This window comes from Bradyrhizobium sp. USDA 336 (assembly GCF_044908355.1).
In the GTDB taxonomy this organism is placed as follows: Bacteria; Pseudomonadota; Alphaproteobacteria; order Rhizobiales; family Xanthobacteraceae; genus Bradyrhizobium; species Bradyrhizobium yuanmingense.
Window position 1 is genome coordinate 4,002,189 of record NZ_JBIYDC010000002.1, and the last position, 26,744, is coordinate 4,028,932.

General features: G+C 64.6%; 24 protein-coding genes and 1 pseudogene. 3 read left to right on the forward strand and 22 right to left on the reverse strand.

Going from position 1 to position 26,744, the window contains the following annotated elements:
• Window positions 1–122: 122 nt before the first annotated feature.
• The 15 genes and pseudogenes from ABIA45_RS19670 to ABIA45_RS19740 all read right to left on the reverse strand — a co-directional run bounded on the left by ABIA45_RS19670 (window position 123) and on the right by ABIA45_RS19740 (window position 16,494).
• Window positions 123–278 carry a hypothetical protein gene (locus tag ABIA45_RS19670; protein WP_172787410.1) on the reverse strand — a complete coding sequence of 52 codons (156 nt, stop codon included), beginning with the start codon at window positions 276–278 and terminating at the stop codon, window positions 123–125.
• Between the two features lie 101 nt (window positions 279–379).
• Window positions 380–898, reverse strand: a complete 519-nt coding sequence (locus ABIA45_RS19675) for a septal ring lytic transglycosylase RlpA family protein (RefSeq protein WP_157284698.1) — start codon at window positions 896–898, stop codon at window positions 380–382.
• Window positions 899–1,285: 387 nt separating this feature from the next.
• Window positions 1,286–2,886, reverse strand: a pseudogene (locus ABIA45_RS19680) (NAD-dependent malic enzyme).
• A 270-nt stretch (window positions 2,887–3,156) separates the two neighbouring features.
• Entirely contained in the window at window positions 3,157–5,481 is a 2,325-nt protein-coding gene (locus ABIA45_RS19685) for a mechanosensitive ion channel domain-containing protein (RefSeq protein ID WP_404653294.1), read from the reverse strand.
• A 766-nt stretch (window positions 5,482–6,247) separates the two neighbouring features.
• Window positions 6,248–7,285 (reverse strand): patatin-like phospholipase family protein, encoded by a 1,038-nt coding sequence (locus ABIA45_RS19690; protein WP_338122693.1) that lies wholly within the window; start codon window positions 7,283–7,285, stop codon window positions 6,248–6,250.
• Window positions 7,282–8,211: a polyphosphate kinase 2 family protein gene (locus tag ABIA45_RS19695; RefSeq protein ID WP_404653295.1), complete on the reverse strand. Its 930-nt coding sequence runs from the start codon at window positions 8,209–8,211 to the stop codon at window positions 7,282–7,284. Before ABIA45_RS19695 ends, ABIA45_RS19690 begins: the two co-directional genes overlap by 4 nt.
• Entirely contained in the window at window positions 8,171–9,190 is a 1,020-nt protein-coding gene (locus tag ABIA45_RS19700; RefSeq protein ID WP_036025024.1) for a branched-chain amino acid ABC transporter permease, read from the reverse strand. Before ABIA45_RS19700 ends, ABIA45_RS19695 begins: the two co-directional genes overlap by 41 nt.
• Window positions 9,187–10,068 carry a branched-chain amino acid ABC transporter permease gene (locus tag ABIA45_RS19705; RefSeq protein ID WP_036006719.1) on the reverse strand — a complete coding sequence of 294 codons (882 nt, stop codon included), beginning with the start codon at window positions 10,066–10,068 and terminating at the stop codon, window positions 9,187–9,189. The genes ABIA45_RS19700 and ABIA45_RS19705 overlap by 4 nt, the downstream gene beginning before the upstream one ends.
• Window positions 10,069–10,073: 5 nt before the next feature.
• Window positions 10,074–10,778: an ABC transporter ATP-binding protein gene (locus ABIA45_RS19710; RefSeq protein ID WP_404543309.1), complete on the reverse strand. Its 705-nt coding sequence runs from the start codon at window positions 10,776–10,778 to the stop codon at window positions 10,074–10,076.
• A 3-nt stretch (window positions 10,779–10,781) separates the two neighbouring features.
• Window positions 10,782–11,549, reverse strand: coding sequence for an ABC transporter ATP-binding protein (locus tag ABIA45_RS19715; RefSeq protein ID WP_404543310.1), 768 nt, complete (start codon window positions 11,547–11,549; stop codon window positions 10,782–10,784).
• A gap of 12 nt (window positions 11,550–11,561) precedes the next feature.
• On the reverse strand, window positions 11,562–12,884 hold the full coding sequence (locus tag ABIA45_RS19720) for an ABC transporter substrate-binding protein (RefSeq protein ID WP_404653297.1): 1,323 nt from the start codon (window positions 12,882–12,884) through the stop codon (window positions 11,562–11,564).
• 93 nt (window positions 12,885–12,977) lie between these two features.
• Window positions 12,978–13,682, reverse strand: a complete 705-nt coding sequence (locus ABIA45_RS19725) for an NUDIX hydrolase (RefSeq protein ID WP_157284702.1) — start codon at window positions 13,680–13,682, stop codon at window positions 12,978–12,980.
• A gap of 28 nt (window positions 13,683–13,710) precedes the next feature.
• Window positions 13,711–14,736 carry an ABC transporter substrate-binding protein gene (locus ABIA45_RS19730; protein ID WP_271543704.1) on the reverse strand — a complete coding sequence of 342 codons (1,026 nt, stop codon included), beginning with the start codon at window positions 14,734–14,736 and terminating at the stop codon, window positions 13,711–13,713.
• Between the two features lie 151 nt (window positions 14,737–14,887).
• A complete protein-coding gene (locus tag ABIA45_RS19735; RefSeq protein ID WP_157284704.1) occupies window positions 14,888–15,676 on the reverse strand; it encodes an ABC transporter permease in 789 nt (262 codons plus the stop codon).
• On the reverse strand, window positions 15,676–16,494 hold the full coding sequence (locus ABIA45_RS19740) for an ABC transporter ATP-binding protein (RefSeq protein WP_157284705.1): 819 nt from the start codon (window positions 16,492–16,494) through the stop codon (window positions 15,676–15,678). The genes ABIA45_RS19735 and ABIA45_RS19740 overlap by 1 nt, the downstream gene beginning before the upstream one ends.
• A 279-nt stretch (window positions 16,495–16,773) precedes the next feature.
• On the opposite strand from ABIA45_RS19740, the gene ABIA45_RS19745 reads away from it, so the two are divergent.
• Together ABIA45_RS19745 and ABIA45_RS19750 are read left to right on the forward strand one after the other, a co-directional pair.
• A complete protein-coding gene (locus ABIA45_RS19745; protein ID WP_404653300.1) occupies window positions 16,774–17,556 on the forward strand; it encodes an ATP-binding cassette domain-containing protein in 783 nt (260 codons plus the stop codon).
• A complete protein-coding gene (locus ABIA45_RS19750; protein WP_404653301.1) occupies window positions 17,553–19,112 on the forward strand; it encodes an ABC transporter permease/substrate-binding protein in 1,560 nt (519 codons plus the stop codon). The genes ABIA45_RS19745 and ABIA45_RS19750 overlap by 4 nt, the downstream gene beginning before the upstream one ends.
• A 152-nt stretch (window positions 19,113–19,264) precedes the next feature.
• On the opposite strand, the gene ABIA45_RS19755 is transcribed toward ABIA45_RS19750, so the two are convergent.
• Both ABIA45_RS19755 and ABIA45_RS19760 read right to left on the reverse strand, forming a co-directional pair.
• The gene (locus ABIA45_RS19755; RefSeq protein ID WP_404653302.1) at window positions 19,265–20,977 is read right to left on the reverse strand and encodes a sulfatase-like hydrolase/transferase; all 1,713 of its coding nucleotides are present in this window, start codon (window positions 20,975–20,977) and stop codon (window positions 19,265–19,267) included.
• A 210-nt stretch (window positions 20,978–21,187) separates the two neighbouring features.
• Window positions 21,188–21,841: a TetR/AcrR family transcriptional regulator gene (locus ABIA45_RS19760; RefSeq protein WP_404653304.1), complete on the reverse strand. Its 654-nt coding sequence runs from the start codon at window positions 21,839–21,841 to the stop codon at window positions 21,188–21,190.
• A gap of 106 nt (window positions 21,842–21,947) precedes the next feature.
• Between ABIA45_RS19760 and ABIA45_RS19765 the strand changes: the two genes are divergently transcribed.
• On the forward strand, window positions 21,948–22,568 hold the full coding sequence (locus ABIA45_RS19765) for a hypothetical protein (protein ID WP_404543320.1): 621 nt from the start codon (window positions 21,948–21,950) through the stop codon (window positions 22,566–22,568).
• Between the two features lie 224 nt (window positions 22,569–22,792).
• Here the strand turns inward: ABIA45_RS19765 and ilvC are convergent, their stop codons facing one another.
• From ilvC to ilvN, 5 genes are all read right to left on the reverse strand, one after another.
• Complete coding sequence (ilvC, locus tag ABIA45_RS19770) at window positions 22,793–23,812, reverse strand: ketol-acid reductoisomerase (RefSeq protein WP_027577255.1); 1,020 nt, start codon at window positions 23,810–23,812, stop codon at window positions 22,793–22,795.
• Window positions 23,813–23,946: 134 nt separating this feature from the next.
• A complete protein-coding gene (locus ABIA45_RS19775) occupies window positions 23,947–24,549 on the reverse strand; it encodes a LysE family translocator (protein WP_036006650.1) in 603 nt (200 codons plus the stop codon).
• An 8-nt stretch (window positions 24,550–24,557) separates the two neighbouring features.
• Window positions 24,558–25,433 (reverse strand): EamA family transporter, encoded by an 876-nt coding sequence (locus ABIA45_RS19780; RefSeq protein ID WP_404653305.1) that lies wholly within the window; start codon window positions 25,431–25,433, stop codon window positions 24,558–24,560.
• A gap of 49 nt (window positions 25,434–25,482) precedes the next feature.
• On the reverse strand, window positions 25,483–26,178 hold the full coding sequence (locus ABIA45_RS19785) for a class I SAM-dependent methyltransferase (protein ID WP_036006616.1): 696 nt from the start codon (window positions 26,176–26,178) through the stop codon (window positions 25,483–25,485).
• Between the two features lie 3 nt (window positions 26,179–26,181).
• Entirely contained in the window at window positions 26,182–26,724 is a 543-nt protein-coding gene (ilvN, locus tag ABIA45_RS19790; RefSeq protein ID WP_018640841.1) for an acetolactate synthase small subunit, read from the reverse strand.
• Window positions 26,725–26,744 lie beyond the last annotated feature (20 nt).

Sequence of the window (26,744 nt, forward strand, 5' to 3'; positions counted from 1 at the left end):
GCCGTCTCGAAGGACGAGGCGTGCGCGCAGGCCGCCGTCACAAGTCGTATGCGATAGCCCTGCGCTTTGCGGGAGAGGAAATGCACCTTCCTTGTAGCAATCAAACCTGACCGCATCGCGCTTTAGTTGCGGCGGTGCTTGCCGGCGATGACCTCGATCTCGCGGCGGCGTTCGCCCGCGAAGGTCAGCAGCTTTTCGATCGTCAGCGTATCCGTGATCCGTTTGGCGAGCCGCTCGGCGCGCGCAGCCTGATCTTCGAGATGCTGGATCGTGTTCAAGCGTCGCCCCCCCAAAGCCCCGAATTGTGCGGACAGCCATGGTGCTTGAGAAGCCGCTAACAGCCGGTTAAGCGTCCCGCACGGTCGCGACGCGTGGCGCCCTATTGCACGACTTCGAGCCTGACATTGGTAATGCCCTTGTCGACCATGCCGAGCGCCTCGGCGGCGGACGGCGAGATGTCGACCACGCGTCCGCGCACGAAGGGCCCGCGATCGTTGACCCTGACCGTAACGAAACGGCCGGAGGAGGTCTCGGTAACGCGCAGCTTGGTGCCGAACGGCAGGGTGGGATGCGCCGCGGTCAATTCGTTCCTGTCGAACTTCTCGCCGCTCGCGGTCTGCGTATCCGAATAGAAGCTGGCGATACCGTGCGAAGCGGTTTGCTTTGCGTCACGGTCGGGGACGCGCGCCCGGCTGATCGGGCGCGGATGCAGCGCCGCCACCCTGTGCGGGCGCTCGACCGCGGCTTGCCGGGTTGTTCCGGCGAGATCGGCTTTCTGACGGCCGACCGGCGATTGCGAGCAGGCGGCGAGCGATGCGGCCCCAAGGATTGCGACCAACAACCGGCTCGAGCTCGCCAGCGACATCCGGGCAGTTTCGGCACTTGCAATGCGAGACATGATGCGCCCTCCGAACAACCCCAAGTTTCGGTGGGCAATGAGGGCAGAACCTTGTCGGAACAAAAGCGGCTCTGGGGCCGCCTTCGTTTCGCGCCAGCTGTGGCGATTCCACCACAGTGACCTGTTCAGAATCGGGACAGATCGGCCCCCTTTAGGCGCGATGAAATGAGGCTTGATTGCGCAACGACGGAGGTCCGCTCCCTCTCCCGCTTGCGGGAGAGGGTTGAGGAGAGGGTGTGCTTCCGCAATGGGACAATCTCCCCAAGAGGAGAAAGCCCTCTCCCGGCGCTTCGCGCCGACCTCTCCCGCAAGCGGGAGAGGTGAACGAGCCGCGGCAATACCAAAAGCCTGGCGAGCGCCTAACCAGATCAACCGTCGGCCTGGCCCTCAGTACTTCGGCTCGTACATTTGCGACTGGACCAGGGCCTTCACGTCGTTGGGGGGCGCGCGGGTCCGTCGGCGAGCGCGCGTTGATAGGCCACATCCGCAACCGCCGCCGCGATGCGCACGGAGACCTCGCGGATGCGCGGCAGTGCCGGATAGAGGCTGCCCTGAGCGAGGTCCTCCTTGCCGACGCAATCGGCGAGCGCGTGGGCCGCCGCCATGAACATCTCGTCGGTCACGAGGCGCGAGCGGCTGGCGATGACGCCGAGGCCGACGCCCGGGAAGATGTAGGAATTGTTGCCCTGGCGCGGCACGAAGCTGCGGCCGTTGAGCTTGACCGGATCATACGGACTGCCGCAGGCGAACAGCGCGCGTCCCTCCGTGTAACGATAGGCATCCTCCGCCGAGCACTCGGCTTTCGAGGTCGGGTTGGAGAGCGCGAACACGATCGGCTGCTCGTTGAGCTCGGCCATCGCCTTGAGCACGTCGGGCGTGAAGGCGCCGCCGACCGCGGCGACGCCGATGATCGCCGTCGGCTTCAGCGTCTTGATCGCGGTGAGGAAGTCGGCGATCGGCGCCTGACCGGCATGGGCATAGCGGAGCTTATGGCCAGAAAGGCCTTCACGGCCGCTGACGACGAGACCGCGGGAATCCACCAGCCAGTTGCGGCGAAGCGCGTCCGCCTCGGACGCGCCTTCCGCCATCATGGCGGAGACCACGAGATCGGCGATGCCGGTCGCCGCCTCGCCCGCCCCGAGGAACAGGATCTTCTGATCCTTCAGCTTGCCGCCGGAGATGCGCAGAGCCGAGAACAGGCCGGCGAGCGCCACCGCCGCGGTGCCCTGGATGTCGTCGTTGAAGACGCAGGCCTCGTCGCGATATTTGTGCAGCAGCTTGAACGCCGAATGATTGGCGAAGTCCTCGAACTGGATCAGCACGCCCGGAAACGTCTTTCGCGCGGCCTGCATGAACTCGTCGACGAAGCTGTCATAGGCCTCGCCCGTCAGCCGCCGCTCGCGCAGGCCGAGATAATAGGGATCGTTCAACAGCTCTTCGTTGTTGGTGCCGACATCAAGCACGATCGGCAAGCACGCTTCCGGATGCACGCCGGCGCAGGCCGAATAGAGCGAGAGCTTGCCGACGGGGATACCCATCCCGTTGGCACCGAGATCGCCAAGTCCCAAAATGCGCTCGCCGTCGGTGACGACGATCAGCCTGGCCTGGTAGGGCCAGTTCTTCAGGATCTCCGCGATCTGGCCGCGGTCGCGCGAGGAGATGAACATGCCGCGCGGCCGCTGGAAGATCAGGCCGTATTTCTGGCAGGCAAGTCCGACCGTCGGGGTGTAGATGATCGGCTGGATCTCGTCGATATTGTCGACGACGACGCGGAAGAACAGCGCCTCGTTGCGGTCATGCAGCGCGTTCAGGGCAACGTATTTTTCCAGGTCCGTCGGCAGCGTGCGCAGATTGGTGAGCACGCGCTGAGCCTGCGTCTCCATCGTCAGCACGCAGGGCGGCAACAGGCCGCGCAAGCCGAGTGCGGCGCGCTCTGCTTCCGTGAAGGCCGTGCCCTTGTTGAGCAGGGGGTCGCGCAGCAGCGTCATGCCGTGCGCGATCTCGGATGATGTCGAATGGGCGCTGACCCGAGCAGGTCTATTCACGATTCCCCCAAGGAGTTTCTTATTGAACCGCGGCCATTGTCGGCCAGCGTTCAGTCGAGATCAAGGACGTAGCGACTCCGGCCGCGATCGTGATCTCGCACCGCAGCAGATTTTTGCAAACGCCTGGCACTTGCGCGCGAAAAGGTTTAACGCGCCAACCGGGGCGCGCGTTGGCGGACGCGCAAATAAAGGCAGGCCAGACTTTGGGACTGTTTATCCCGCCGCCCGCCGGGGCGTCAGATTGGCAGCGCTGTCTGCCGGCGGCGCGATGTGCATCAGGATGGTCTGCCCCGACGATGCGACCTCGATGCCGTTCTGCTGAAGGCGCAGCTTCATGCGGCGGTTGAATTCGCGCTGGACCGGCCAGCGGCCGGCCTCGGTGCAGCGGATCTGCCCGACGATCGACACCATCGCGCCGTCGACCTTGTCGACGCCCCACAGCTCGAGGTCGCCGCGGATGAGCGCGCGGAAATCCGCTTCACGGCGCATCTCGTCGACGATGTCCTTGAGGATCTGGCCGGCGCGGTCGGTGTCTTCCTTGTAGGCGACGTTGACGCTGACCGAGGCGTTGCCGGCGCCGCGGCTGGCATTGGTGATGGTCGTGACCGCGCTGAACGGCACGATGTGCACGGCGCCGTCGCCCGCGCGCAGGCGGATGGTGCGGATCGAGACGTTCTCGACGACGCCCGACAGCCCGGACACGCTGACGGTGTCGCCGACCTGCACCGTATTCTCCAGCAGCAGGAACAGGCCGGTGATGAGATCCTGCACCAGCTTCTGCGAGCCGAAGCCGATCGCAATGCCGACGATGCCGGCACCCGCCAGCAGCGGGGCGACGTTGACGCCGATCTCGCTCAGCGCCGTGAGGCCGACGATTGTCGCGATCAGGCAGAGCAGCGCGGTGCGCAGCATCGGCTGGAAGGTGCGCAACCGCGCGGCGCGGGCATAGTGCCCGTCCCGCGACAGCGTATTGATCTGGCGGTCCAGCAGCGCATTGCTGGCTTCCCAGATCGCTGCAGCGATGAGCACGGCGAGGCCGATGGTCACCACGGCCGAGATCAGCCGGCTGCCGATCTGGCCGCCATAGAACCAGACGATCGCGTCCACGCCCCAGACCTCGAGCACCGCCACGAAACCGATGAAGGCGATCACGCCGGATACGATCCTGCGGAGCAGCGGCAGATAGCGGTTGGCACGGATCTCGAGGCCGGGAAAGCGCTGGAGGATTTCCGGCTTGATGCGGAAGCCGCGGTCGATCAGGCTCAGCGTCAGCATGATGACGACACGCGTGACCAGCGCCACCGCGATGGTGCCGACGAAATATTGCAGCAGCAGCGAATAGCCGTTGCGGATGTTGAGCGCCCACACCGCCCAGAGCGCGAGGTCGAGCGCGATGGCAAGATAGTGCCAGCCGCCGGCGATGCGGTTGCGCAAACGAGCCGCGATCCCCTGCCGCTCGGCCGGCGCGCGGATGGCATCGGCGACCTGGCGGCGGCATTGCAGGATGATGACGGCGATGAAGAGGTGCACGACCAGCATCACCATGCGCAGCAGCGCGGCGTAGCCGGCGCGGTGCAGGCCGAGCAGCAGCGCCACATTGGCAAAGGCGATGCCGGAGATGCCGACGCCTACGATGCGGCGCGCCCAGATCTCGACATAGGCGGCGGTCTCCGCGCGCACCGGAAACAAGCCGAACGGCCCCGCCAGCGCCCGAACCAGGCAGATGAGCCCGCGCGAGAACGCATAGGCGTTGACGACGGCGAGGATCACGAGGCGGACGGTTGTCGGTTCTCCAATCTCCGTCCCGAGCAGCGCGGTGGCGACGCCGACGAAGATGAGCACGGGAAGCAGCTCGAGCACGAAACGCCCGAACACGAAGGGCAGGCGCAGCATGATCTGCCAGACCCGCGCAAGGCTGTGGCGTCGCTCCTGCATTTCAGGTGCAGGCGTAACGTCGGCGACTGACGATGGCGGATCGGCAAGCGGCAACGCGGGTGCCGGCAGGCGCGCGGTTTGCGGCACGCGTCCCTCCAGGAACGCGACCGGCCGGCGGATCAGGCGGAAGATCACCCATTCGGCCGAGAGGGCGCAGCCGAGCACCAGCGCCAGCTTCCAGGCGATCTCGATCAGAAGATTGTAAGCCGCGGGATCGTTCGCGGTGCGCACGATCCAGTAGTAGAACGCGGGAAAGTGCGTGAGCGTCCGCGCGATGCCGGCGATCTCACGCGAGATTTCGCCGATCTCCTCCGAGACCGTGAGCATGAGCTGCGCTCCGAGGCCGTCGGCCGAAAGCGGGATCGGCGAATTCGGCTGCGGCCCGGCCTGTTGCGGACCAGACGCGTTGGCGATCGCACGGAGCGTATCGATCATCTGCGCGCGCTTCTTGTCGTCCTGAAGCGTGTCCAACGCACGCCTGGCTTCGTCAGGCGATAGCGCCGCGGCACCGTTCGCGGCTGGCGCATCGGCGCGGGCGCAGGAGAGAGAAGAGATCGCAAGGAAAAGAGCGGCGAGAAGCGCCGGGACAAGCTTTTGCGACACGCAGATTCCCTGGAAAAGTGAATGTGCGCGCAGGTAGCGTGGCCGCCACCGCCGAAGCACATCCGTCATGTCGGATCGGCGCTATTCGCCCCCAGCCTGTGTCGGAAGTTGGCCTTTGGGACGACATTCTCTTGGCATTTGCCGCAGCGCAGGATCGGGAGCTGATGTCCCGTCAGCGCGCACAAAGACCGTTTGCGGATCAGACAACAGGATTAAGACGAGCGGGGTGTCAAAAAAAAGCGGTGCGGCGGCCTTCACGGCCATCCGACACGATCAAAATACAGCGCCGGGAAGGTAGGGGCTTTGCCTCACTGATGCAGCCCGCTAAACCTTGTCCCGGCGTGCCGTTCGCGGTTTGCGCCGCTATGCGATAGTCCGAACGAGCTCCATCGCAATTAACGCGGCTGGATTTGCGGAGGTGGTGTCATAGACCTCCCCTTGCTCATGAGGTGGACGTTGCGCGTCGCTTGTTGGCGACCAGGGGCATGGTCCCCCTGCGACACAAAACTGTCAAGCAGGATCAATGATCTGACGATCACATTTGACGGCCCGAGTTCCGCTGTGCAAATCGCTTCCGCGCGAAGTGAGGGATTTCCGAAGGCAGCCGGCATGGTGACATCATGCCCCTGTTTTGCCCGACGATGCAAACGAATTTCGTGAAATCCGCATCGCGGATGATAGGACCCGATAAGCCATTGATACCGCTATTCCTGGCTACTGTGCATGGGGTTGTTTTCGCACTTTTGGTCGATGGCCACCCGGCCAACTAGAGAAACATCTCCGCGAGGTCGACCGTCGAGGCCTTCCCGATCTGGTCGAAGTTTCGCGCCAGCCAGTTGCGCGCCGCCGCGCGGCCCTCATCGCGCAGGCGGCACAACAGGCTCCATTCGGGGTGGAACTGCGTGGCCGTGCCGAGCTGCGACATCAGCGCGTCGTTGCCGATCCAATGCATGTACATGCGGCTATGCTTGTTGCTGTCGAGCTCGCCATCGTCGATCAGCCGGGTGGCGAAAGCGACCGCGCGCATCTCGCGCATCAAGGACGAATTGAAGCTGATCTCGTTGATTCGGTGCAGGACATCGGCGGCACTGGCCGGCAGCTCGTCGCGCCGGATCGCCGTCACCTGCACGATGACGACGTCGTGGCTGCCCTTGCGGTAGATCAACGGATAGATCGCGGGATTGCCGAGATAGCCGCCGTCCCAGTAATGCTCGCCATCGATCTCGACGGCCTGGAAATAGGGCGGCAGGCAGGCCGAGGCGAGCACGGTTTCCGCCGTCAGCAGCGGGCTCTGGAATACCTTGATCTTGCCGGTGCGGACGTTGGTGGCGTTGAGAAACAGCTGCGGCGCCTCGGGCGAGGAATTGAGCCGGTCGAAATCGATCACGCGCTGCAGCAGCGCGCGGAGCGGATTGAACTGAAAGGGATTGAGCAGGTTGGGCGGCAGCGTGTGCGTCAGCGTGTGGATGAATGCGTGGACCGGATGATATTCCGGCGGCAGCTTCAGGGCCTGAATCCACTGGTTCAGCGGCGACATCAGGTCGTATGCCATGTCCATGCGCGAGACTTCGTACCAGAATGCGTGCAGGCTCTCCCGCGCGGCCTCCGCGCCTCCATGCGCCATGCCGGAGGCCATCGCCACCGCATTCATGGCGCCGGCACTGGTCGCGCTGATCGCCTCGATCGCGAGCCTGCCGTCCTCGAGCACCTGGTCGAGCACGCCCCACACGAAAGCGCCGTGCGCGCCGCCGCCCTGGAGCGCGAAGTTGACGTTCTTGCAGTTCGTGGTCCCGCTGGCTGTCACTTTGCTTGCTTCCTGCCGCCCGTCCCTTCTCTCTCCAGAGCCTTGCGCACCTGCTTGAACTCCTCAAGCGAGGCCCTGTCGGCGCGGGGGAAGCGCAGGTCGAGCTTTTCCAGCTCGGCATTGATCACCGAGCCGATCACGACGCGGGCGAACCATTTGTGGTCGGCGGGCACGACGTACCAGGGTGCATGGGACGTCGCCGTGTGCCGGACGATGTCCTGGTAGACCGCCTGGTAGCGCGGCCACAGCGCACGCTCCCGGATGTCGTCCATGGAGAACTTCCACTGTTTGGCCGGATCGTCCAGCCGCGCGAGGAAGCGCTCGCGCTGCTCTTCCTTGGAGAGGTTGAGGAAGAACTTCAGCACCACGGTACCGTTGCGGCAGAGATAGCGCTCGAAGGCGGAGATGTCCTCGAACCGCTCCTTCCAGATGTTCTTGGTGACGAGCTTCGGCGGCAGCTTCTGCTTGGCGAGAATCTCGGGATGCACGCGCGTCACCAGGCATTCCTCGTAGTGCGATCGGTTGAAGATGCCGATATGGCCGCGCTCGGGCAGCGCGACCGCATGACGCCAGAGGAAGTCGTGGTCGAGCTCCTTGCTGCTCGGCGCCTTGAAGGCCGTGACCTCGCAGCCCTGCGGATTGATGCCCTCGAAGATCGCCTTGATCGCAGAATCCTTGCCGCCGGCGTCCATCGCCTGGAATACGATCAGGAGCGACCAGCGATCCTGCGCGTAGAGCTTCTCCTGAAACGCGATCAGCCGCTTCTTGTTGGCGTCGAGGATCGCGAGCGCCTTCTCCTTGTCGAGATCGCCCCTCTCGTCGGTCTTGTGGTCCTTGAGGTGAAACTTGCCCGAGCCATCGTAGCGAAACGGCGTGATGTAGCGGTCAAGCTCCTGGGCGAGCGACTTGGACGGCTTTTTGCTCATGAGCGCGGGGCACCTTGCGTTGCAACTTCAATCGGTCGAGCAAGCTACCAAGGATGCCCTTGGGAAGGAATATGATGAAGAGCACGAGCAGCACGCCGTAGACGAGGTTGTCCCAGCCGACCGCCTTGGTGCCGAAACCGATGCGCAGCGTTTCCGCCAGCAGAATGGTGATGATGGCGCCGACGGTCGGACCGAGCGAGACGAACAGCCCGCCGACGATCGCGGCGAACACCATCTGCAGCGAGACCGCGATGCCGCTGACCGTGTCCGGCGTGATGAACATCTGGTACTGGCAGTAGATCGCGCCCGCCAGAGCCGTCATCAACGCGCTGAGCAGCGTGATCTTCAGCTTCTCGGCGGTGACGTCGACACCGGCCGCGGCCGCAGCATCCTCGTCCTCGGAAATCGCCTCCAGCGCATAACGCGCCATGCTGCGGTCGACCCAGTGCCAGACCACGATGCCGAACAGCCAGACCGCAAGCGCGATCAGGTACCAGGTGGTCTTGTCGTCGAATTGCAGCGCCAGCAGCCTGTTGCCGGACGCGCGGTTCGGGGTGTAGCCGAGCGAGCCGCCGGTATAGTCGCGCGTCGCGGTGATGACCTGGAGCACGATGCCTGACAGCGCCAGCGTCACCAGCACGAAATAATGCCCGGTGATACGAAAGCGAAAGCAGGGATAGCCGACGATCATCGCCAGCGCACCGGCCGCCGCCATGCTGATGGGAATGCCGATCCAGGGCGACAATCCTGCGTGATTCCACAACAGCGCGGTGACGTAAGCGCCGATCCCCATGAAGCCGCCATGGCCGAGCGACACGAGGCCGAACCTCCCCATCATCGACCAGGACGTATAGGCGAACGACCAGATCAGGATCAGCACCAGGATGTGCAGATGATAGGGATCGCGATAGACGAAGGGCAGCGCGACCAGCGCCGCCAGCCCCACGCCCCATGCAGCAAGCCGCCCCTGCCCCATCATCGGCGCCTCGCAAGCAGGCCCGCGGGCCGGATGAACATCATGACGATGAAGAACGCGAAGGCCAGCACATAGCCCCATTCGAGGTCGGAGAACAGGCCCCCGAGCGAGATGATCTCGGCGAACACGAAGGCGGCGATGAAGCCGCCGATGAAATTGCCGAGGCCGCCGAGCACGCAGATCAGGAAGGTGATCGGCCCGAAGGACAGGCCGACGAAGGGATGCACGTCGTATTGCAGCACCAGGAGGCAGGCCGCGAGGCCGGCGAGCGCGCCGCCGAGCGCCGACGTGATCAGGTAGATCCGCTTGGTATCGACGCCCATCAGCGCCATGATCTGCCGGTCCTGCGAGATGGCGCGGATCGCAGTGCCGGTGAAGGTGCGCGTCATGAACAGATAGACCGCGACCATGCCGACCAGCGCGGCGACGAACGAAAGCAGTCGTGCGTAGCTGAAATTCATGTCGCCGAAGGCGAGCACCGGCAAGCGGATGCCGAGATTGCGGAAGTCGATGCCGAAGGCAACCGTGGCAAAGCTCTGCAGCACGAACAGCACCCCGCCGGTCGCGAGCAGCTGGTTGATCGGTGGTGCGGTCAGCAGCGGCGCGATGACGAGGTAGTGCAGCGCCGCACCAAGCACGGCGACCAGCAGGATAGTGAGCGGGGCAGCGACGAAATAGCTGACGCCATAATACTGCACCATGAAATACATGCCGTACATGCCGATCATGACGAGCTCGGCGTAGCAGATCCAGGTCACGTCGATGACACCGAAGATCAGGTTGAGCCCGAGCGCGAGCAGCGCCAGCACGCCGCCGAGCAGGATGCCGTTGATGACGGCCTCCAGCAGGTAGATGTCGAATACGTCCAGGAACGCCTGCATGCCCATCACACCCCGAGATAAGCTTCCTTGACCGTGTCGCTCGCCAGCATCTCGGCCGAGGTGCCGGACGTGCGGATCGTGCCCGCCTCGATCAGATAGGCGCGGTCGACCACCTTCAGCACCTGCTGCACGTTCTGCTCGACGATCAGCACCGTCAGCCCGCTGGCGCGGATCCGCTTCACCAGCTCGAACACCTGCTGCACCACCACCGGCGCGAGCCCCGCCGAGGGTTCGTCGAGCAGCAACAGTTTCGGATTGGACATCATCGCGCGGCCGATGGCGCACATCTGTTGCTCGCCGCCGGACATGGTGCCGGCCATCTGGTGACGGCGTTCCTTCAGGCGGGGGAACAGGTCGAACACGACTTCGAGGCGCTCGGCGTAGCGGTCCCGCGCCTCCTTCATGAAGGCGCCCATCTTGAGATTGTCGTCGACCGTGAGCTGCGGAAACAGCCGCCGGTTCTCCGGCACATGCGCAATGCCGAGGCTGACGATCTTGTGCGACGGTGTCGCGATGAGGTCGACGCCCTCCATCCTGATCGATCCGCGCGAGGGGCGGATCAGGCCGGAGATGACGCGCATCAAGGTGGTCTTGCCGGCGCCGTTCGGGCCGATGACGCCGACGGCTTCGCCGGCCTTCACGTCGAGGTTGACGTCGAACAGTGCCTGGAAGGTGCCATAGCCGGCATTGAGGCCGCGAAGCTCCAGCATCACCTAGCCTCCCGCGCGGCGGCGCGCTTCGGCGGCCGCGGCCTGCGTGGTCTCGGCGTCGGTGCCGAGATAGACCTCGATGACGCGCGGATCGCCGGCGACCGCGCTCGGCAGGCCTTCGGAGATCTTCTCGCCGTGATCGAGCACCATGACGCGGTCGACGACGCGCATCAGGACGCCCATGATGTGCTCGACCCAGATGATGGTGATGCCGAGCTCGTCGCGGATGTTGCGCAGCATGTCCGCAGCCTGGTCCATCTCGGTCTCGTCGAGACCGCCGAGGCTCTCGTCGGCGAGCAACAGCTTTGGCGCGGTGGCGAGCGCCTTCGCCAGCTCGAGCTTCTTCAGCCCCGCCGCGCCGAGCCCATCGACGCTGGCATGGCGGTCGGTCGGCAGGCCGACCATCGCCAGCGACCGCTCGGCCGCCTCCTCCGCCTTGGCGCGGCTGTGGCGGCCCTGGCCGTAGAAGCCGGCAAGCGCGACGTTCTCGAAAATGCTGAGGCGGCGGAACGGCCGTGGGATCTGGAAGGTCCGCCCGATGCCGCTGTTGATGATCCGGTGCGGCGCAAGGCCCGCAATCTCGTGCCCGGCGAACAGGATCGATCCGGAGGTCGGCGCCAGCGTGCCGGACAGCATGTTGAAGATCGTGCTCTTGCCCGAGCCGTTGGGACCGATCAGGCCGAGGATCTCGCCCTGGTCGACCCGGAACGAGACGTTATTCACGGCGGTGAAGCCGCCAAACCGCTTCACCAATCCGCTGACTTCCAACACCGCAGAACCCCGCTATTGGTTGCTGTAGGTGGTGCCCTTGGGCAGCGGCAGCACGGCCTCGCGCTGCGCCTGGCTCTTGGGCCACACCACATAGGACTTGTCGTCGACGTATTGGATCACGACCGGGAACGAGCGCTCGTTCTGGCCGGCCATTGGCGAGCCCTCGCCGTGGAATTTGACGCCGAAGCCGAGCATGGTGCCGCCTTCGGGTATGTCGGTGTCCAGTGCTGCCTTGCGCAGGGAATCGGGATCTACACCGCCATATTTCTTGATCGCTCGCGGCAGCACGTCGTTCAGGAACAAATAGGTGTTGGACGCAGCCATGCCGACATGGGCCGAACGGATGGCGACACCCGGCTTGCGCTTGTCGAACTCCTCGCCGACCGCCTTGATGATCGGCGGCAGCTTCGGATCCATGCTCTTCTGGTTGGCGAGCCAGATCGAGATCGGATCGGTGTTGAAGACATAGTTTACGTCGGCGCCCAGGCCTTCCTTCAGCTTCTCATAGACCCCGTAGCCGGCGCCATGTCCTACCAGCGCGCCGAACTTCAGCCCCTGTTCGCGGGCTTGCCGAAGCAACAGGGTGATGTCGGGATTATAGCCGGTATGGAACACCACATCCGGCTTGGCCCGCTTCAGCTTGGTGACCAGCGCAGACAGATCCGGGGCCGTCGCCGAATAGCCCTCTCTGAGCACGATGTTGAAACCGGCCTTCTTGGCACCGGCCTCGTTGCCTTTGGCAACGTCGACGCCGTAGGCGCCGTCCTCGTGGATGATGGCGACCCGCAGGTCCTTCGGGTCCTTGCCCAGCTTTTCCTTCGCGTTCTGCGCGATGAAGTCCATCGTCATCATGCCGAATTGGTCGCCGGACGCCTGCGGGCGAAACACGTATTTGTAGTTCTTGTTCTCCAGCACCGCCGACGAAATGCAGGTCGTGATCCACATGAACTTCTTCAGCTGCTCGACGCGCGCTGCCACCGGCACGCATTGCGCCGAGGAGAAGAAGCCGAGCAGCATGTCGACCTTTTCCTGCTCGATCAAACGGATCGCTTCATTGATGGCGATATCCGGCTTGCTCTGAGCATCGGCATAGATCGCCTCGATCTTGTAGCCTTCGACGTCTTTCGTGCTGTACTGATCCAGCATGATCCTCGCGCCGGTGTACTGCAGCTCCGAACCACCGCCGGCGAGCGGGCCGGTGAGATCGTAGATGACGCCGATCCTGAGCTTTTTCTCTTGAGCCTTGTCTTGGGCCGCGGCAGACACCGCCAAGCCCGTCGCTGATATCGCGACCAACAGCCCACGTACCAAGCGGGCAGCCATGCGCAGGCGCATCAAAACCTCCCTGGACGATTTGTGCATTGCATTCTTGGTGCAATTCTTCGGCCCATCACATGGGCTGCGCGCGGCGATGTCAAGCCTCGCGCATCAGCGCGCTGCGAACTGCTGCTCGACGAAGGCCGTGACAAATCGCGGCATGGACGGCCTGAGATCGCTGGTCCCGCGCACGAGGTGAATGGCGGATAGCTCCGGCTCGGTCTCGCGCGCAAGGTTGGCTTCGATCCGGGCGCGAGCCACATCGCCCGGCATGCCCAGGTTGATGACCTGCAACATCGCGATCGTGGGGCCCGTGACCACGCAATGCCAGCCCGGCTCGATCCGATAGTCGGCCGCGGTCAGGCCGGTCTCCTCGCCGAGCTCGCGGACGACACTGCCGGGAATATCGAGCGCGCCGTCGCTGACATCGTCGAGATCAGGCGTTCCCGAGGGGAAATAAATGCGGCCGGCATTGGCGGTGTGGGGCGCCATCTCGCCCATGATGAAGGCGCCGTCGGAGGCGCGCAGCGCGCCCATGCCGAAGCCGTTGAACACGGCCTTGTCGGGAAAGCCCCAGTCGCGCCAGGCGAGGAAGCTTGCGAAATCCGTCTCGAAATAGGTCGCCGTCAGGTGACCGTCGTTGAACACGGCGTCACGCCCGAGCAGGACGCGGCCGTTCCAGATTTTCGGCCGCTCGCGCTGCTTCTCGGCGAAATGCGCCGCGATCTCGGCGCGCCGTTCCTCGGCGAACGGCCACACGATCGGCCGCACCGCAAGATCGAGCGTCGCGACGCGATGTATGACCGGTGACGTCATGACGCCTGATACCACGCCATGGCGTCGGCTATTTGGCGCTCCCCGTTGTCTTCTTGGCCTGCTCGACGAATTTGTTGGTGAAGGTCTTGCTGACGTCGATCTTGGCGTTCGCCACCTCGGGCGAGCCGACGCTGAACACTGCAAGCACGGCGTCGGCGCCCTTCGGATCCATCTTGCCGGTCTCGGAATACATCGGGATCGTATTCCTCAGCGCGGCGAGATAGAGTTCCTTGTTCTTGCCGACGGTCTGCTCGGGCATCTTCGCCATGATCTCCTCAGGGCTGTGCGAATGGATCCAGGCGAGCGTGGCGAGGATCGCATTGGTGAGCGCCTGCGCCTCCTTCTCATGGCCGTTGATCCAGGCCACGGTCGAATACAGCGCGCCGCCCGGATATTCGCCGCCGAACGTCTCCAGCGTATCCTTCTGGGTACGGGTGTCCGAGAGGATACGCAGATCCTTGTGGCTGCCCTGCAGCACGGTCACGGACGGATCGAGCATCACCGCAGCGTCGATCTGGCCCTGCTCCATTGCGGCCACCGCAGTGGCGCCGAGGCCCACCCCGATCACGGCGACGCTGGTGGGATCGAGCCCGTTCTTCTTGAGCATGTATTTCAGGAAGAAGTCGGTGGAGGAGCCGGGCGCACTGACGCCGACCTTCTTGCCGGCGAGATCCTTGACCGACTTGATGTCGTTGGTCCGCGATGGCGCGACCACCAGGACGAGGCCGGGATAGCGGTCATAGACCACGAAGGATTGCAGCTCCTGCTTCTTGGCGGCGAGATTGACGCAATGATCGAAATAGCCGGAGACCACGTCGGCGCTGCCGCCGAGCACGGCTTTGAGCGCATCCGAGCCGCCCTTGAGGTCGACGAGCTCGACACTGACGCCGGCCTTCTCGTATTCGCCGAGCTGCTTGGCCAGTACGGTCGGCAGATAGCACAGGCAGGAGCCGCCGCCGACCGCGATGGTGACCTTGCTTTGCGCCGCGGCAAGCGAGGTGGTGAGCGTCAGCGCGAGCAGCGCGCCGGCGAGCCTGGCAATCGTTTTCTTCATTGGTTTCCTCCGTTCGGCCGGCGGCACCATAGAGCAGCGGGACTGGCTTGAGAAGCTCCGCCTGAGCGGGCTGGCCGTCAGCCCCTCGGCGCAACAGCATGCCCAACACACGTCCGCGATCGCATCGACGCGATCAAATAGACCCTGCTTCCTACCCCCGCCCGTCCGACGCAGCCGGCCGCCACACCAGGAGGCGCCGCTCCACCAAGGTGACGCCGAAATCGATCAGGATGACGAAGGCCGACAGCACGAACATGCCGGCGAACACGCCGGCGACATCGAAGATGCCCTCGGCCTGCTGGATCAGATAGCCGAGCCCGGCCGCCGATCCCAGATATTCGCCGACCACCGCGCCGACCACGGCAAAGCCGACGGAGGTATGAAGCGACGAGAACATCCACGACAGCGCCGACGGCCAATAGACATGCTGCATCAGCTGCCGCTCGCTCATGCCGAGCATGCGGCCGTTGTCGAGCACAGTCCGGCTGACCTCCTTGACGCCCTGATAGACGTTGAAGAAGACGATGAAGAACACCAGGGTGACGCCGAGCGCGACCTTGGACCAGATGCCGAGCCCGAGCCACAGCGCGAAGATCGGCGCCAGCACGACACGCGGCAGGGCGTTGACCATCTTCACATAGGGGTCGAACACCGCGGCGACCAGCGGCTGGCGCGCGAACCAGAAGCCGACCAGGACGCCGCCGAGCGATCCGATCACGAAGGCGAGGATCGATTCCGCGAGCGTGATGCCGAGGTGCTTCCAGATCACGCCGGAGGCGAACCATTTCACGATCTGGCTGAACACGTCGAGCGGGTTGGAAAAGAAGAACGGCGGCAGCAGGATCTTGCCGAACACGGGAATGGTCGACAGCACCTGCCACAGCACCAGGCCGACGACAGCGACCAGGACCTGCAGCGCAAACAGCGTCGTGCGCGACATCAGACCACCTCCGCCGCCTGGGTGGACTGTGCGTACCCCTTCATCACCTCGTCCTTGAGCACGCTCCAGATCTCGCGATGGAGCGCATGGAATTCCTTGTCGAGGCGCACCTCGAAGATGTCGCGCGGGCGGGCCAGGCCGACGCGCCAGTCACCGATGATGCGCGAGGACGGCCCCGCCGACATGATCACGACGCGGTCGGCCAGCGCGATGGCCTCTTCGAGATCGTGGGTGACGAACAGCACGGCCTTGCGGTCGGCACTCCACAAATCGAGCAGCAGATTGCCCATGACCTGGCGCGTCTGCGCATCGAGCGGCCCGAACGGCTCGTCCATCAACAGGATCTTCGGATCGCGGATCAGCACCTGCGCCAGCGCCACGCGCTTGCGCTGGCCGCCCGAAAGCATGTGCGGATAGCGGTTCGCGAAGGCGCCGAGGCCGACGGCGGTCAGCCATTTCTGCGCCTGCGACAAGGCCTCCGCGCGCGGCGTGCCCTTGACCTCGAGTCCGATCGCGACATTGTCGAGCGCGGTCTTCCAGGGGAACAACGCGTCGGCCTGGAACAAATAGCCGGCATCCCGATTCAGCCCCGCCAATGGCTGGTCGAAAATCCTGACGCTGCCCGCGGCGGGCTTGAGCAGGCCCGCCGCGACGTTGAGCAGCGTCGATTTCCCGCAGCCGGTCGGGCCGACGATGGCCACGAACTCGCCCTGCGCGACCGCAAGATGCGCGTTCTCCACCGCCGTATAGACCCGGCCGTCCCCCAGCCGGAATGCCACCCTGGTATCTTCCAGCGCCACTGCCGTGGGCGTCGTCATGTGCTTCCTCCGAACTCAGGCCGATGCCTTAGCCGCTCGTGCGGCCAAGTTCAATCGAGGCGCCGGGCGTGCTACGCATGGCGTGCTGCCGCGCTCTTACCCTCCCCTGGAGGGGGAGGGTCGGCTCACATGAGCGCAGCGAAATGTGAGACGGGGTGGGGTGACAGTCTCTCCACAGAGGCAGTGCCCGCGTGGACAGAGCACCCCACCCCGCTCGCGCTGCGCGCGATCGACCTTCCCCCTCCAGGGGAGGATAAGAGAAAAGAGAGCTCACCTGCGATGTCTTCCAAGCTGGCGATCAGCTACCAGCACGTCACCAAGCGCTTCGGCTCCCTTGCAGCCGTCGATAACGTGTCGTTCGACATCGCCGCGGGTGAGTTTGTGGCCGTCGTCGGCGGCTCGGGCTCGGGCAAGACCACGCTGCTGCGGCTCGCCAACCGGCTGATCGAGGCCGATAGCGGCACCATCACCGTTGAAGGCGAGGACGTGCGGAATGTCGATCCGGTCGCGCTTCGGCGCCGGGTCGGCTACGTCTTCCAGAGCGGCGGGCTGTTTCCGCATCTGAGCGTCGCCGACAATATCGGCATCACGCCGAAGCTGCTCGGCGAGCCGGCTGCGGCCGTTGCAGGCCGCGTCGACGAGCTGCTGGAGCTGGTGCAGCTCGACCGCGCATCGCATCGCGACCGGCTGCCCGAGGCGCTCTCCGGCGGCGAGCGCCAGCGCGTCGGTGTGGCGCGGGCGCTCGCGGCAAGGCCCCGCATCGTGCTGATGGACGAACCGTTCGGCGCGCTCGATCCCCTCACCCGCGATGCGCTCGGTGACGATTATCGCGCGCTGCACCGCAAGCTCGGCCTGACCACCGTGATGATCACCCATGACATGACCGAGGCGATCCTGCTCGCCGATCGCATCGCAGTGATGCGCGGGGGACGATTGCTCGCACAGGGTACGGCTGCGGAGCTCTCGAGCAGCAGCGACGATTACGTGCTCGAGCTGTTGCGTACCCCGCGCCGCCAGGTCGAGCGGCTGAATGCGTTGCTGCCGATGGGCGGTGCGGCATGAGCCTCTTCACCGATCCGCGCTGGGGCGAGGCGCTGTCGCATCTGCCTGATTACCTCGGCAACCATGTGCGGGTGAGTCTTGCCGCCCTCGCGCTCGGCCTCGCCGTGAGCTTGCCGCTGGCGATCCTGACGCGCAAGCGTCCGGCGCCGCGCGGCATCCTGCTCGCGTTGGCCAGCATCGTGCAGACCGTACCCGGGCTGGCGCTGCTCGCGCTGTTCTATCCGCTGCTGTTGCTGGCTGCTTCCGTCACGCTGGCCTGGTTCGGCATATCTTTCTCCGCGTTCGGCTTCCTGCCGGCGATGCTGGCACTGGCGCTCTATTCGATGCTGCCGGTGCTGCGCAACGGCATCACCGGCCTCAACGGCATCGATCCCGCGCTGATCGAGGCTGCCGAGGGCGTCGGCATGACCGCGCGGCAATCGCTGCTGATCGTCGAGCTGCCGCTCGCGCTGCCGGTGATGATGGCCGGCATCCGCACCGCGGCGGTGTGGGTGATCGGCACCGCGACGCTGTCGACGCCGATCGGGCAGACCAGTCTCGGCAATTACATCTTCGCCGGCCTCCAGACCCAGAACTGGGTATTCGTGCTGTTCGGCTGCGTGGCTTCCGCCCTGCTCGCGCTCGCAGTCGACCAGTTGCTCGGCCTGATCGAGAGCGGCCTGCGCCGCCGCAGCCGCGCACGCAGCGGCCTCGGGGCGCTCGGAATCGCGGCGCTGGTTGCAGCAACGCTAGTGCCGACCATGGGGCGCTCGTCGTCAGGCCACGTGGTCGGCGCCAAAACCTTCGCGGAGCAATATGTGCTGTCGGCGTTGATGAGGGATCGCCTCCAGGCCGCCGGTCTGTCCGCGACGGCGCGCTCCGGCCTCGGCTCCAGCGTGATCTTCGGGGCGCTGAAGGCCGGCGACATCGATCTCTATGTCGATTATTCCGGTACGCTCTGGGCCAACCAGCTGCATCGCACCGACATCAAGCCCCGCGCAGAACTGGTCGCGGAATTGAAGACGGCGCTCGCCAAGGACAACATCACCCTGCTCGGCGAGCTCGGCTTCGAGAACGCCTATGCGCTGGTGATGCCAAGACGACGCGCCGATGCGCTCGGCATCCGAACCGTCGCCGATCTCGCCGCACATGCGGCTACGCTGTCGATTGCCGGCGACTACGAGTTCTTCTCGCGCCCCGAATGGGCTGCGCTGCAAAAGGCCTATGGGCTACAGTTCCGCGCCCAGCGCCAGATGCAGCCGGACTTCATGTATGCGGCCGTGGCCAGCGGCGAGGTCGACGTCATCGCTGGCTACACCAGCGACGGCTTGATCGCCAAATACGAGCTCACAGCGCTCGACGATCCCAAACGCGCGATCCCGCCCTACGACGCCATCCTGCTGCTTGCGCCGAAGCGCGCCGGTGACGCGCGACTGCAGGCGGCGCTCAAGCCATTGCTCGGCAAGATCGACATCGCTACCATGCGCGAGGCGAACCTGCGCGCCAGCGGCAATGATGCGAATTCATCACCGGATGCGGTGGCGAAATGGCTGTGGGAGAAGGTGGGCGGGCGATAAGGTGAGATTTCGTAGGGTGCGCAAAGGCACGTAAGCGCCGTGCCCACGGTCTCTGCATGTGAGAGGTGGTGGGCACGCTTCCGCCTTCGCTCTCCGAGCTACGGCGGACAAGTCGCTTTGCCCACCCGACGGATTCTCGGGATGACGATGGGCTACAGCCCCCGGATCATCCCCGCGTCGATCAGCAGCCGATTCAGCCGCCGCGCCTCGGCGCCATCCTTGCACCCGTAGAAGATGCCTTTGCAACGGAGCATGATCTCCTTCTGCTCGGCAAAGGACGGATCGAGCGGGATGCCGGCGGCTTCCTGAACCACCAGCGGCAGATAGGGACCGTCAATCGTGTCCATCACGGCCTGGCTTCCAACGGGCTCGAAATTGATGGCGTCGATGGCGTAATAGGTCGCGTAGAGGCGCGAATCGTAGGCGTCGAGCTTCTTGCCGATCGCGCCCTCGTCGAGCCCGGGCTCGAGGATAGCAGCCGCAAACTCCGGCTGATGATCGCCGTAGCGAACGATCAGGAATGGCTCGCCGGGAAAGGTCTTCTTCAAACCGGCAACGAACGCCTTGTACTGCTCTGCGCTCATGGTCTGGCGGCGCAGATATTCATCGATGGACGGCATATTGCCCGGCGCGCGCCAATTCGGCAGCAGATCGGGACGGAAGCGGGTCTCCCAGGGGAAGTGGTTGGCACCGAGATAGATGAAGGCGAACAGCGGCTTGTTCGGCGGCTGCTGGCCGATCAGCTGAAGCGCCTTGTCGTAGAAGAAGCTGTCGGGCTCGACATCCTTGGCGCCGAGATCCTTGGAATCGAGGAAGCGCTCGATTCCCGTCGTCATCTGGAAGCTGCGCGCGCCCATGAAGCCGCCATGGGCGGGATAAAGTGACAGCGTGTCATAGCCGCAGCGGCGCAGCGCCAGCGGCAGGCCGCGCTCGACCCGGTTCGAGGCGATGCGCGTGACGAAATAGGCGAAGCGGCCGAATGAACGCGAGGAAAGCCCTGCGAGCACGTTATACTCGGTGAACCAGCTCGGCCCGCCATTGCTCTCGGCGAGGAACGTGCGCTGCTTGCCGTCCCACGATTTGAAATAGTCGCCATAGCGCGGCGGCACCTTGATGCCCTGGGCGGCGCGGATGTCGAAGCTCGATTCATCATGGATCATGATGATGTTGGGGCGGCGGCCCGCCGGATGGCAGGCATCGACCAGCGGCATGTTGAGCCGCTCGCCGGTCGAAGCAGACGCCTCCATGAAGCCGTATTGCGCAAAGTCGGAGACGGCCGTGACGCCCGAGCGGAAGAATTTCGAGAGATAGCCGTCGTCGTAATAGCCGCGCCAGGCCTCGTCCGGGTGATAGAGCGAATAGCTGACCAGGGCGGCAAGGCAGGCGAGCTTGCAGGCGAGCGCCGGCAGGCGGCGGATGCGGAACGGATCGAGCCACCACAGCGCATACATCAGCGGCAGCGTGACGAGACCGGCCAGGATCACCGACCAGCGCAAATTCGGGAAGATCGTGAAAAGGAACGCGACGGTGTCGCGGTCGATCATCATCAGGTCGATGAAATTGACCGTCATCTGCACGACGTCGTGCTTGAGCCGCGACAGCAGCACCAGCACGACGACCATCGTCAGCGACAGCGCGCCCGACAGCGCGGGGCGACGCAGCAGCGTGATCCAGAAGAAATTAAGGATTCCCCAGGCCAGTGCGAAGGTCAGACGCGAGCCGAAATCGGTCTCGGTCTCGTACATCAGCGCGAGAGCCGCCAGATGCGGCGCTGCAACCGCGAGCAGCCGCCAGATGCCGAGCGCGGCGACGCTCGCCAGCACGGCCGTCGTGGCAGAAGGACCTGGATTGGGCGCGGACGCCATCGACGACACGCAACTTCTGGTCCGGCGCGGTGATGCCAAGCCTGGCTGGCCGACTTAAAAACAGCCAGGGCGTCCGGAGCAGCCGGAAGCCTGCACCGTGTCATAAAACTGTAACGGAATGGTCAAGGAGAGGCAACGCGCGGCGCGGTCCGACCTTCGCTTAATGTTAGCGGGCTGCGCCGTACGGCATCGACCAGAGCCGTTGGCCCGCTAGGGCTTTGCGATACCTGCGATGAACAGGTCGATCACCCCCTCCGCCATCCGCTCGATCTCGCCCTCCCTGACGCCCCAGCGCGGGAAATGGCCGTCGAGATTCATCCGGGCGAAACCGTAGACGAGGGCGCGCCCGGCGATCTGGGTACGCTTGAGGTCGGCCGACCGCAGCAGGCCTTGCTCTGCCGCGTCGACCAGCATCTGCTCCGTTAGCGCGATCAGCTCGGCGTTGTCTCGTGTCAGGTCCGGCGAGCTGCCATGGGCAAAGTAGCGCCCGGTCGAGATGATCTCGAAATGCGCGGGATTGCGCATGGCCCAACGCAAATAGGCGAGACCGAAGGCGCGGAAGCGGGCGAGCGGGTCGGCGGCCGGAGCCTCGCGCAGCGCCGCATCGATCTCGGCGCGAAAGCGCCGCTGCGCCTCCTCGGCCGCGGCTGCCATGAGCGCATCGCGGTTGGGAAAGTGTCGGAACGGCGCCCCCGGCGACACCGCGGCCCGGCGCGCAGCCTCACGCACCGAGACTTCGGCGCCTTCCGCTGCGAGTTGCAGTGCAGCATCGATCAACACGCGGCGGAGGTCGCCGTGATGGTACGGCCGGGCTTCGGTGGCAGGGCGGTGCGCGCGCGGCTTGGACGGCTGACGGACAGGCATGGATCCTTCTAGCCTCACCCGAACGTGAATGTAAGCGATGATTACACCATTGACGGTCCCGCAACGTCCAAATGTAATCAGTGATTACATAGAGAGGGAGATCGCCATGTCCGAACGTCGAAGCTGGCTCGAAGGCTGGCGCCTGCTGGCCGTCCTTTGCTGGAGCCTCGTCACCCTCAGCCTATGGATCGCCTCGATGCGGCAGTTCGAGGTCGAGGGCGTTCGCATGGTGATCCGCTTCACGGCGCGAAGCTCGCTCCTGTTGTTCTGCCTCGCCTTCAGCGCCGCGGCGCTGGCGCGGCTGTGGCCTAATGCCTGGACGCGCTGGCAGAAGCGCAACCGCCGCTATCTGGGCCTCAGCTTCGCGGCCTCCCACGCCATCCACGCGGCGGCGATCATGACGTTTGCCGGGATGGATCCGGCCGGATTTGCCGAGGCCACCTCGGCGGCCTCCTACATCTTCGGCGGCATCGGCTACGGCTTCATCATCGCCATGAGCGCGACGTCGTTCGACCGCACCGCTGCACTGATCGGCCCGCGCGCCTGGCGGGCCCTGCACCTAGTGGGCGGCTATTACCTTTGGCTCCAGTTCATGGTCTCGTTCGGCAAGCGCGTGCCGACGATGCCGTTCTATGCCGCCTTCCTGCTTCCGCTGCTCATCGTAATGGCGCTGCGCATGATTGCGATGGCTCGCGATCCGCGTGGGCAGACCGTCCCGGCGGGCTGATGCGACGGCTTACTTGGCAAGAGCCGAGCCGCTCAACTGCTTCAGGCCGCGGACAGAATGAGAGAGCAATGTCTCGCCGAGACGAAAAGAGCGAGACCGCTGTTTGCGATCTCGCTCGACCATAGCCGCCAAGGTCCAAGATTTGGCTTGGCGAGCGAAGCTTGAATTTCGCTCGTCACTCCGGGGCGCACGCTGAGCGCGAGCCCGGAATGACGGCGCAGACGTCAGTTCTTGCTCTTGTCGACCAGCGCGCCCTTCTTGATCCAGGGCATCATGTCGCGCAGCTTGGCGCCGACTTCCTCGATCGGGTGTGCGGCGAGCTTGGCGCGGGTCGCCTTGAACGAGGTCTGGTTGACCTTGTTCTCGAGCATCCAGTCGCGGGCGAACTTGCCGCCCTGGATGTCGGCCAGAACCTTGCGCATCTCCTTCTTGGTTTCGTCGGTGATGATGCGCGGACCGGTGACGTACTCGCCGTACTCGGCGGTGTTGGAGATGGAGTAGTTCATGTTGGCGATGCCGCCTTCATAGATCAGGTCGACGATCAGCTTCACTTCGTGCAGGCACTCGAAATAGGCCATCTCGGGCGCATAGCCGGCTTCGACCAGGGTCTCGTAGCCGCCCTTGATCAGCTCGACCAGGCCGCCGCACAGCACCACCTGCTCGCCGAACAGGTCGGTCTCGCACTCTTCCTTGAACGTGGTCTCGATGATGCCGGCGCGGCCGCCGCCGATGGCGGAGGCGTAGGACAGGCCGAGGTCGTGGGCGTTGCCCGAGACGTCCTTCGCAATTGCGATCAGGCAGGGCACGCCGCCGCCGCGCTGATATTCCGAGCGCACGGTGTGGCCGGGGCCCTTCGGCGCGATCATCAGCACGTCGAGATCGGCACGCGGATCGAGCAGGTTGAAGTGGACGTTAAGGCCGTGCGCGAACACGAGGGCAGCGCCCTTCTTCATGTTGTCGTGCAGGTGCTCGCGATAGATGTCGCCCTGGAGCTCGTCCGGGGTCAGCATCATGACGAGGTCGGCCCATTTGGCAGCTTCCGCAACTTCCAGCACCTTGAAGCCGGCGGCTTCCGCCTTCTTCGCCGAAGCCGAACCCTTGCGCAGCGCAATGGCGACTTCCTTGACGCCGGAATCCTTCAGGTTGAGCGCATGGGCGTGACCCTGGCTGCCGTAGCCGACGATGGCGACCTTCTTGCCCTTGATCAGGTTCAGGTCGGCGTCGCGATCGTAATAAACACGCATAGGTCGTTTCCTCGTTCAGGGCCGAAAATCGGCCATTGGTCAGTGTCCGAAGGGTGAAATTTGCGGATTTCGGGGGCTGTCTAGAGCATTTTCAGCCCTGAGGGAAACCCGTTTCTGCATGGAAATCCGCGACATCATGCATCCATGAAAACGGGGTAGAGGGAGGCCAGCAGCAGGATCGCCATCAGGATGTTGAAGGCGCGGACCAGCCGCTCGGAAGTCAGAACCGGCCGCAATGCGGTGCCGAACAGCGCCCAGACCACGGTCGAGACCGTGCCGACGACGAGGCTGATCACGGTCTGAATGGCGATGTTGAGCGGGAATTGGGCGATCGCCGCATAGGCAGTGATGGTGCCGATCACGATCACCCAACCCTTGGCATTGATCCATTGGAACATGGCCGCGCCCCAGAAGGTCATGGGGCCGCGGCCATTCTCCTCGCCCGGCTTGGCCGGACCGGCCATGGCGATCACAGCGGCGAGGTAAATCAGATAAGCGGCACCGGCATATTTCAGGATGGTCTGCAGGATCGGATAGGCCAGGAACACGGAGCCGAGCCCGAGGCCGACCGCGGCGACCATGAAGGCGAAACCGAGCACGATGCCGACGATGTGCGGGATGGTGCGCCGGAAGCCGTAGGTCAGGCCGGAGGACAGCAGCATGATGTTGTTCGGCCCGGGCGTGAAATACATCACGACCATGAAGACGAGGAAGGCGTAGAGCAGCGAGTAGGTCATCATCACCCTCACGCAGTCTTCGGTAGAACTTGCGGGCGCTTCGCCAGCACCATCACGGCGATCCCAAAGATCACGGTCAGCATGCCGGCGAGGCGCAGCGGCCCGAACCGTTCGCCGAACACGATGCTGGAGGCCGCCGAGCCCACGAACGGCACCAGCAGTGCGAACGGCACCACTTGTGCAGCCGGATAGTCGCGCAAGAGGCGGCCCCATAGCCAATAGGCGATGCTGGTGGAAATGCCGCCGAGCATCAGCATGCAGAGCGCCGATGCCAGCGACATGTGCGTCAGCGACGTCCAGGTCGGCGCCGGACCGTTGGCGATCAGCGCCAGCACGAACAGCGGCACGGCCGAGGCGAGGCAGAGCCAGGCGAACAGATCGAACATCGGCACGCCGCGGGCGCCGCGCAGCAACAGATTGCCGATGGCGAAGCTGAGCGGCGAGATCATCAGCACTGCAAAGGCGACAACGCTGAAATCATAGCCGACGGTGCCGCAGATCATCAAAAGGCCGGCCGCGGCAATGACGATCCCCAGAGTCTGCATCGGCGTCGGCCGCTCGCCGAACGCGAGCGCGGCAAAGCCGATCGTGAAGAGTGCCTGGCTCTGCACGACGACGCTTGTCAGGCCCACGGGCACCCCATGAGCGATGCCGTAGGCCTGCGACAGGAACTGACCGAGGAACAGCGTGAAGCTGATCGCGATCAGCAGTGACCAAGCGACCTTCGGCCTGGGAATGAACAGGCACGGCACCGCGGCGATGGTGAAGCGCAACGCCGTCATCAGCTCCGGCGACAGCTCGTCGAGCGCGATCCGGCTCGCCACGAAGGCAAGCCCCCAGATGATCGCCACCATGACGGCGATGAGGATGTCGGCCGGCTTCATTGTTGTTTCCGGTTCTGCTTTGTCTCGCAGCCCTGCTTGTTGTTTTGGTCTAGCCTTGCTCGCCGGCTTTCGGTTTCCGCAGCAGATACGTGCCGTGCATCGGCGCGTGGTAGTCGGCCGCGACCAGGGTGAAGCCGACGTCGGTCAGCATCCGCTCCATCACCCAGCCGAAGGTGGAATATTCGTCGCGCATGTGGGTCACCACGCCCTCGCGGGAGAAATCGTGGTTCTTGATCTGGAAGTCGGCCCATTGCTCGACGTCACGCTCGATCGCGTCGGGCATCGATGAGTAAACAATGTCGCGGAGATAAAATGTCGCTCCGGGCTTGAGCGCGCGAAAAATCCGCGACATCGCCACCGCTTTCCAGAAATCCGGCAGGTGGTGCAGCGTGAACTCGCTGACGATGAGATCGTAGGACTCGGGCCGGTAGGCGAAGCTGAGCAGACCGGCGGATTGGGTGCGCACGGGCGCCTTGCGGTCGCGGGCGTAGATCTCGGCGAGCGCCAGCATGGCCGGGGAAATGTCGATGGCGTCGACGTCGGCCCCCATCAACGCCGCTTCGGTGGCGAGCACGCCGTTGCCGCAGCCGATATCGGCGATGCGCCAGCCGCGCTGGACCCCGAGCATCTTCAGAGCGGCGCGCGCCCGTAGATCGGCATCGTCATGGTTGTCGTAGATCGAGGCCACAGCGGGCTCGATCCCCATCCGGTTCCGCTCGTTGTAGTACCAGTCGCGCGCCAACATGGCTCACATCCCTTCAGGCCCGCGACCGATCGCGGCAACACCCGTGCGCGACACCTCGACGAGGCCGAGCGGGCGCATCAGATCGATATATTGATTGATCTTGTCCGTATTGCCTGTGATCTCGAACACAAAGCTCTCGGTGGTGGCGTCGATCACACGGGCGCGGAACGCGTCCGCCAACCTGAGCGCCTCGACCCGATGCTCGCCCTGCCCGCGCACCTTGACCATCGCCAACTCGCGCTCGATCGAGCGCTTGGTCTGGGTCATGTCGACGACCTGGTACACCGGGATCATGCGGTCGAGCTGGTTCTTGATCTGCGCGATCACCATCGGCGTGCCCGTGGTGACGATGGTGATCCGCGACAGATGCTTCTGGGCCTCGGTCTCCGAGACCGTGAGGCTCTCGATGTTGTAGCCGCGCCCCGAGAACAGGCCGATGACGCGCGCGAGCACGCCCGGCTCGTTCTGCACGAGCACCGCAAGCGTATGCGTCTCGTTCGGATCGTGACGGTCCTCGATGAAATAGGCGGATGCGGGCTGGTTCATTGTCGTCCCCTCTTGTCTGT